Origin of the sequence: Gordonia sp. p3-SID1431, assembly GCF_025143765.1 — a bacterium.
In the GTDB taxonomy this organism is placed as follows: domain Bacteria; phylum Actinomycetota; class Actinomycetes; order Mycobacteriales; family Mycobacteriaceae; genus Gordonia; species Gordonia hongkongensis.
In genome coordinates this window covers 25576-33537 of record NZ_JAMBDT010000054.1, presented here as the reverse complement: position 1 = coordinate 33537, position 7962 = coordinate 25576, and the positions used below count along the sequence as shown (strand labels likewise).

General features: G+C 67.7%; 5 protein-coding genes. All 5 read right to left on the bottom strand.

Features of this window, described 5'->3' with window-relative positions; all coding sequences use genetic code 11:
• Window positions 1–473: 473 nt before the first annotated feature.
• Window positions 474–1808: a tyrosine--tRNA ligase gene (tyrS, locus tag M4D77_RS14480; RefSeq protein ID WP_137810669.1), complete on the bottom strand. Its 1335-nt coding sequence runs from the start codon at window positions 1806–1808 to the stop codon at window positions 474–476.
• Window positions 1809–1867: 59 nt separating this feature from the next.
• Window positions 1868–2089, bottom strand: a complete 222-nt coding sequence (locus tag M4D77_RS14475) for a Trm112 family protein (RefSeq protein WP_137810670.1) — start codon at window positions 2087–2089, stop codon at window positions 1868–1870.
• A 5-nt stretch (window positions 2090–2094) separates the two neighbouring features.
• Window positions 2095–5091, bottom strand: a complete 2997-nt coding sequence (locus M4D77_RS14470) for an AMP-binding protein (RefSeq protein WP_259936505.1) — start codon at window positions 5089–5091, stop codon at window positions 2095–2097.
• Window positions 5092–5186: 95 nt separating this feature from the next.
• The gene (gene argH / locus M4D77_RS14465; RefSeq protein WP_259936504.1) at window positions 5187–6659 is read right to left on the bottom strand and encodes an argininosuccinate lyase; all 1473 of its coding nucleotides are present in this window, start codon (window positions 6657–6659) and stop codon (window positions 5187–5189) included.
• Window positions 6656–7855 carry an argininosuccinate synthase gene (locus M4D77_RS14460; protein ID WP_058253842.1) on the bottom strand — a complete coding sequence of 400 codons (1200 nt, stop codon included), beginning with the start codon at window positions 7853–7855 and terminating at the stop codon, window positions 6656–6658. Before M4D77_RS14460 ends, argH begins: the two co-directional genes overlap by 4 nt.
• Window positions 7856–7962 lie beyond the last annotated feature (107 nt).

The following is a 7962-nucleotide window of genomic DNA, read 5'->3' as shown; positions in this document are numbered from 1 at the left end:
TCGTCCTGAGCCAGGATCAAACTCTCCATGAAAAAAACAGTGAAACAAAACCAACCCCAAAAAGGCCGGCGTTTCAACACAATCAGGAAAGCAAAACCTGACCAAAATAATCCTCAAAAAACTGGCATCAAAAAATAAACTCATCAGCGTCACGCGACATCAAGGCCGCGGACACATCATCCAAGCAAACCATCTGACACCACAATATGGCATCAAACAATCCACCAACACACTATCGAGTTCTCAAAGAACACACACCCACCAGACGCCTTCGATGTGAAGCCGGCTCCGATGAGCCCTCCCAGAGCGCGAAAAATTTTCGCGATCTTGTTCTCGGGAGTGGCCCGCACAGGCGGCCTGAGCGAGTGGCTCGGGCACTGTTACTTCCCCGGGGCTTGCGGCTCCGGGGGAGTTGCTCTCTGCGGTGCGTCGATTAAGTTACACAGGCGCGAACAACGCGTCAAATCGCCAGGTCAGAGGCCTAGTCTGGCGCCGGCGAAACTCTTCTTGCCGCGACGCACCACCAACCACCGCCCGTGGAGCAGATCGGCGTCGGCCGGCTGCCACTCCGGGTCGGTGATCTTGGTGTTGTTCACGTACGCGCCGCCCTCGGACACTGCACGGCGAGCAGCCTTGTTGGACTCCGACAGCTTCGTGTCGACCAGCAACTCGATGATCGTCGGACGGGCCTCGCCGTATTCGGCGATCGAGGTCTCCCCGACTGCGGCCGCGAGGGTCGCCTCGTCGAGTTCATCGAGCTCGGCCCGACCGAACAGTGCCTGGCTGGCCAGTTGGACCGCATCAGTGTTGGCCTGACCGTGGATGAGGGTCGTCATCTCGGCGGCGAGTGTGCGCTGTGCGCGCCGCAGGTGCGGGGTCTCGGCGGTGGCACGTTCGAGTTCGTCGATCTCCTCGCGCCCCAGGAAGGTGAACCAGCGCAGGTAACGGATGACATCGGCGTCCGCCGTGTTCACGAAGTACTGGTACCAGGAGTAGGGGCTCGTCAGTTCCGGGTCGAGCCACAGACTGCCCCCACCCGTGGACTTGCCGAACTTCTTGCCATCCGACGAGGTCACGAGCGGAACCGTCATCCCGTGCAGTGCCGAGCCGTCGAGTCGACGGGCCAGATCCACGCCGCCCACGATGTTGCCCCACTGGTCGGAACCACCGATCTGCAGCACACATCCGTACCGGCGGTTCAGTTCCACGAAGTCGTTCGACTGCAGGAGCAGGTAGCTGAACTCCGCGTAGCTCATGCCGTCGGCCTCGAGGCGTCGCTTCACCGTGTCGCGCGCGAGCATCACGTTCACCGAGAAGTGCTTACCCAGGTCGCGGAGGAACTCGACCGCCGACAGCTTGCCGGTCCAGTCCAGGTTGTTCACCACCACGGCGCCCGTAGGGGTGTCGTCGATGTCGACGAACCGCCGAAGCTGCGCATCGATACGCGCGGCCCACTCGGCGACGGTGTCCGCCGAGTTCATCGTCCGCTCCCCCACCTCGCGGGGATCACCGATCAGACCGGTGGCACCACCTGCGAGGACGATCGGACGATGACCCGCCAACTGGAAACGCTTGAGGGTCAGCAACGGGACGAGGTGGCCGGCGTGCAGACTCGCCGCCGTCGGGTCGAAGCCCGCGTACAACGTGACCGGTCCGTTCGCGAGCGCCTCCCCCAGTGCACCGAGATCTGTGGACTGGGCGATCAGCCCGCGCCATTGCAGTTCGTCGAGGATGTCGACGGTGGCGGGGACGGCAGTCGGCCGGGAGGACTCGGCCGGTCGGGGGGGTTCGACGTTGTCAGCACTCACCCCTCGATCTTGTCATCCGACGAGATCGAGGTGCGGTCGAGGTGACTCCCGTTGGCGGGCTACTCCGGCCGAGAACCGACGATGCGCTCGTGCTCGGCGTCGTCGACCGTGCGCGCCTCGTCGACGAGCATCACCGGGATGCCGTCGGAGTCGATGCGGTAGGCGACATGCAGCCGCGGGTTGTAGAGCTCGTCGCCGGCGTCGACCAGCGGACCGTGGTCCTGCGGGCAGGCCAGGCGTTCGCGCACGATCGGGTCGATGGCCTCAGCGCGTGTCGTCACCCGGATCAGCCTAGGGCATTGCGCGTCGAGGTCCCGCTCCAGTCCAGCTTCTCCGCCACGGTCCTCGTGTACCTGCGATAGCGCCCTTCGTCGTCGCGATACCAGACGCGCGCACCCGGTTTCGGAAGTCCGTCCTCGACCAGACCGGTGCTGAGCGGGCGGAACGATGCCGACTGCGGGATGTCGTCGACGACGTGGACGAGATGAGGGCGCTCTTCGGCCCGGTACTCCCCCAGCGCGATCCGCAGTTGTGTGACCGTGAGCGAGTCCGGCGTGACCCCGGGCCGGAGGGTCATCGCCGCGACGACGACCTGGTGGCCGGGTTCGCCGACCCCGTAGACGACGACCTGGTCGACGCTCTTCAGTCGGGACAGGGCGTGGGCGATCGGGGGGATGAACACCGGGCCGTCCGCGGTCCGGAGCACGCGGTCGGTCGCTCCGAGGAAGTACAGGTCGCCGTCGGCGTCGCGCACGAACAAGTGACCCGACACCTCCCACCGATCACGCGTCGTGAAGACGTCGCGGAGCACCGTCCCGTTGGTGTCGAACTTGTGCTTGGCCTTGGCGAGGAGCAGACCGGGCTCCCCCGTCTCCGCCCGGCGGACGAAGCCCGAGTCGTCGATGAGCAACCGGTCGCCGACGATGTCGTAGGCCGCGACCTCGACCGGGTTCGTCTCCGGCAGTGGCCGGCCGACGGAGGACAACTTGTCCCCGGAGACGTTCGCGAGGATCGCCGAGCCGTCGGCGGTCGCGAAGAACTCGAGGATGCGCGCGCGGGGGAAACTCGAGCACACGTCCTCCCAGAGTCCCGCCGACATACCCGAGCCCATGAACAACCGGATCGGGTTGTGCTGGTTGATGTGGAAGTCGGGGTCGCGAACGATGCCGCTGAGCATCGACCAGGTGTAGGACACGACGGTGATGCCGTAGCGCTGCACCTCGACGGCGAAGTTCTTGGGATCGATGCCGTTCGACAGCGCGATCCTCGACCGCCCGACCACCGTCGCCCCCAGGGTCGTGAGCAGCCCCGACGCGTGGTGCAGCGGCGGCAGGCAGTACACGGTGTCGCGGTCGGTGAGCGCCGCCGCGGCCGCGGCGCCGAAGGCCGACATCGCGAACCGGTGGTTGGTCACCGGCCACGGGACGAGCTTGCCGTAAGCCCGGCTGAACAGGATGAACGCGAGGTCGCCCGCGAGACCGGGGTCGGGCCGGTACCAGGTCGGCATCACGACTTCGTCGGGATCGATGCGTTCCATGTCGACGATCGAGGTGCCGTCCGCACCGTCGATCGCCCGGGAGTCGCCACTGCCGCCGCCAAGTACCAGGACGCGGTCGGAGGCGGCACTGGCGAGATCGAGATTGGTGGGGTCGGTGACGATGACCGAGCTGTCGGCGAGCCGCATCATCTCGCGGACGTCGGCGTCCGCGGCGAGCAGCACCGCCACCGCGCCCAGACGCGAGAGCGCCGCGATGACGACCAGGGCGCTCGGCCGGGTGTCCATCAGGACACCGATGTGCTGGCCGGGGCGGATGCAGCAGTCGACCAGCCCGGCGACCACGTTGTCGATACGCGTGTCCACCTGGGCGTGGGTGAGCACACGGTTCTCGAAGAGGAACAGTTCCTTGTCGCCGCCGCGCTTGGTGTTCTCGGCCATCAGCTTCGACAGGGAAATGCGCGTACCGCTCTGGATCTGTCCCAGCCGGAACAATCGGGGGACGGTCCGCACCGACTCCGAGGCGACGGCTCGCGAGGTGCGTTGCAGGGAGTTGGCGAGGCCGAGCAGCTCGCGCGAGGCGGCGGTGCCGGCGTCGGCCACCGACCCCACCCCGTGCGTGAGTCGCGACGACAGGCTGACCCCGCCGCCGTGACCCGGCTCGACGAGCGACATCTCGGAGACGAGTTCGGGGCGCGGACCGTTGTCGGAGAGCCAGTTCACCCAGTCGGAGGTCGTCGGCCAGGTGTGTTCACCGGCCGCGCTACCGACCACGAGTCCGAAATGTCCGGCCGGCAAGGTGGATTCGTACACCTCCGCGTCGGGCGCGGCGCGGACGATGCCCCGTACCGCCGCCGGTTGCCCGATGTCGTCGGCATCGCCCACGAACGCGAGCACCGGGCAGGTGATCTCCGCGAGGGACACCAGATCGCCGTTGATCACGAAGCCGCCGGAGACCATGCGGTTGTGCGCCACGAACTGCCGGAGCAGCTCCGCGATCGCCGGGCCGGACCATGCGACCCAGCCGTCGGCCTCCAGGAAGCGGCGCTGGTCCTCCCGTGGCAGCAGCGCCTCACGATCGTGCAGACGGCGCAGAAAGTCGATGCGGCTGCGCACCGTCTTCACCGGATCCAGGAGCTGGAAGCCGGTGCGCGCCATCCAATCCCGCACCCAGAGGTTGCGTGAGAACGCCTTGTCGGCCAGGAACTCGGCCGCCGGGGCCACCAGTCCGGCGGGCAGCCCCAGGGGCAGTGCGGCGAGGACGTCGACGGGGCTGCCGAACGTGATCAGACTCGCGATCCCTTTGGACCGGCGGTAGGCCGCGGTCTGGTAGGCGAACATCCCGCCCTGCGAATACCCGGCGAGGTGGATGTCACGGCCGGTCGCCTCGACGATCAGGTCGATCGCGTGGCTGATCGCGACCACGTGGTCGGCGAGATTCCGTTCCATCCCGCCTTCTTCGGAGTCGGGTGACCCGAAGTCGACGACCCACGGCGTGATGCCGTTGCGGTGCAGAATCGACACCGCTCCGTTGTGCTCGGTGACGTCATAGACGTTGGCCGACACCATCATCGGCGGCACCAGGACGATGTTCGGGCCGGTCGACGGATCGTTCGGGAAATACCGACGCAGCCGGAACATCTTGTGTGTCTCGACGACCGCGAAAGGCGCCGGTTCGGTACCGGTCTCCAGTCCACCGAACCGCAGCACCTCGAGGCCGTTCTGCGCGGTGGCCAACACTCTGCCGACCGCCCCCACGAGATCGGGGCCCCCGTCCCACACCGCCATCGTGTCGATCCTCCCGTCGTCGGTGTACCGGCCTCACCAGCGCGTTGACTGACGCGGCGCCGGTGACACAGGTCACTGTACCCAGTCGTGCGGAATCAGCGGCGCCCGCCGTGCCCAGCGGTCCAGCGTGTCCGGAGATCGGCGGTCTGGGCCGTGACGACGTCGATCTGCCGCCGGACCTGTCCGGGTGCGGTGCCGCCGTGCGCGTTGCGCGACTCGACCGAACCGCGGACGGTCAGGACGTCACGCACCGCCGGCGTCAACGCCGGATGGACACCGGCCAGCGTCGCGTCGTCGAGTTCGTCCAGGCCGACGCCCCTGGACTCGGCCTCGCGGACACACGCACCCGCGGCCTCGTGCGCCACCCGGAACGGCACGCCCTGTCGGACCATCCATTCGGCGATGTCGGTGGCCAGGGTGAAGCCCGCCGGCGCGAGTTCGGCCATGCGGTCGGTGTGGAACTCCAGCGTGGCGACCAGGCCGGTCACCGCGGGCAGCAGCAGCTCCAGTTGGGCCACCGCGTCGAAGACCGGTTCCTTGTCCTCCTGCAGATCCCGGTTGTAGGCCAGCGGTTGCGCCTTCAGTGTCGCCAGCAGTCCGGTGAGGTCGCCGATGAGACGACCCGCCTTGCCGCGCATGAGTTCGGCGACGTCCGGATTCTTCTTCTGCGGCATGATCGAGCTGCCGGTGGACCACGCGTCGGCCAGCGTCACGTAGCCGAATTCCGGTGTGCTCCAGATGATCACTTCTTCGGACAATCGGGAGAGGTCGACTGCGATCATCGCGAAGACGAACGCGGCCTCCGCGGCGAAATCGCGCGATGAGGTGGCGTCGATCGAGTTCTCCGCGGGTGCGTCGAAGCCCAGGTCGGCGGCGATCGCCGCCGGATCGAGGCAGAGGGAGGAGCCGGCCAGGGCGCCGGAACCGTAGGGCGACACCGCGGTTCGACGATCCGCGTCGGCGAGCCGGTCGATGTCGCGCAGGAGTGGTTGCGCGTGCGCCAGCAGATGGTGCCCCAGCAGGACCGGCTGTGCGGCCTGCAGGTGCGTCTTGCCCGGCATGATCGCGTCGGGATGGGCCGCCGCCTGTGCGGTGAGCGCGTCGACGACGTCGAGCAGGCCCAACGCGACCCGCCGCATGGCGGCGCGCAGCCACATCCGGAACAGGGTCGCGACCTGGTCGTTGCGTGAGCGCCCCGCGCGTAACCGGCCCCCGAGTTCGGGACCGACGCGCTCGATCAGGCCGCGCTCGAGCGCGCCGTGGACGTCCTCGTCGGACTCGGCCGGCCCGAAGCTGCCGTCGGCGACATCGGCGGCGAGGCGATCGAGCCCGTCGAGCATGCCGGTGAGGTCCTCGGCGGTGAGCAGCCCGGCCTTGTTCAGCACCCGTGCATGCGCTTTGGACGCTTCGATGTCGAACGGGGCCAGGGCCCAGTCGAAGTGGGTCGACTTGCTCAGCGCGGCCATCGCCTCCGCCGGACCACCGGCGAAGCGACCGCCCCAGAGCGAACCCTGGTTGGTCGTCCCGCCGGTCTCCGGGCCGCTGCCGCCGCCGGTGCCCGCACTCACAGATTCAGGTCCCGCTTCGCGGCGATCTTCGACGACAGGCCGTGCAGCTCGACGAAGCCGCGGGCCGCGGACTGATCGAAGGTGTCGCCCTCGTCGTAGGTCGCGAGGTTGAAGTCGTAGAGCGACTCCGAGCTGCGGCGGCCGGTCGCGGCGATCGTGCCGCCGTGCAGGGTCAGCCGGATCTCGCCGGTCACGTGCTCCTGCGTGGAGGCGACGAACGCGTCCAGCGACCGCTTCAGCGGCGAGAACCAGAGACCGTCGTACACCAGCTCGGCCCACTTCTGGTCGGTGCCGCGCTTGTAGCGGCCGAGCTCGCGCTCGATGGTCACGTGCTCGAGTTCTTCGTGTGCGCGGATGAGAACCATGGCGCCGGGCGCCTCGTAGACCTCGCGGCTCTTGATGCCCACCAGGCGGTCCTCCACCACGTCGAGGCGTCCGACGCCCTGGGCGCCGGCCCGACGGTTGAGTTCCTGGATCGCCTCGAGGACGCTCACCGGGCGGCCGTCGATGCTGACCGGGCGGCCCTTGTCGAAGCCGATGATGACCTCGTCGGGCGAGTTCCAGTTGACGGTGGGGTCTTCGGTGTAGTCGTAGACGTCCTTCGTCGGCGCGTTCCACAGGTCCTCGAGGAAGCCGGTCTCGACCGCGCGTCCCCACACGTTCTGGTCGATCGAGAACGGCGACTTCTTGGTCACGTTGATCGGGATGTCGTTCTCCCCGGCGAAGGCGATCGCCTTCTCGCGGGTCCAGGCGTAGTCGCGGACCGGCGCGAGCACCTGCAGATCGGGCGCCAGGGTGGCGAAACCGACTTCGAAGCGGACCTGGTCGTTGCCCTTGCCGGTGCATCCGTGGGCGACGACGGTGCCGCCGTGATCACGGGCGGCGGTGACCAGGTGCTTGGCGATCAGCGGGCGCGACAGCGCCGAGACGAGCGGATAACGATCCATGTAGAGCGCATTCGAGGTGATCGCGCCGAGGCAGTACTCGTCGGCGAACTCGTCGCGGGCATCGACCACGACGGCCTCGACCGCGCCGCAGTCGAGTGCGCGCTGGCGGATGACCTCCATGTCCTCGCCGCCCTGACCGAGGTCGAGTGCCACGGCGACGACCTCTTTGCCGGTCTCCTTCTGAATCCAGCTGATCGCGACCGAGGTGTCCAAGCCGCCCGAGTATGCGAGTACGACACGTTCTGCCATGAGGTGAAGCTCCTGTTCTGCGCGATGACCGAGTCCATCATCGGCCCCGGTGTTCCGACGACACCGCCCGGGTATCCGGTTGGCGGCATCTCGGCTGTTCGTTTGGT

What these genes read in the sequence shown, in the direction of transcription:
- M4D77_RS14470 (WP_259936505.1), bottom strand. Translation starts at nt 5,091, where the DNA reads ATGGCGGTGTGGGACGGGGGCCCCGATCTCGTGGGGGCGGTCGGCAGA.
- M4D77_RS14460 (WP_058253842.1), bottom strand. Translation starts at nt 7,855, where the DNA reads ATGGCAGAACGTGTCGTACTCGCATACTCGGGCGGCTTGGACACCTCG.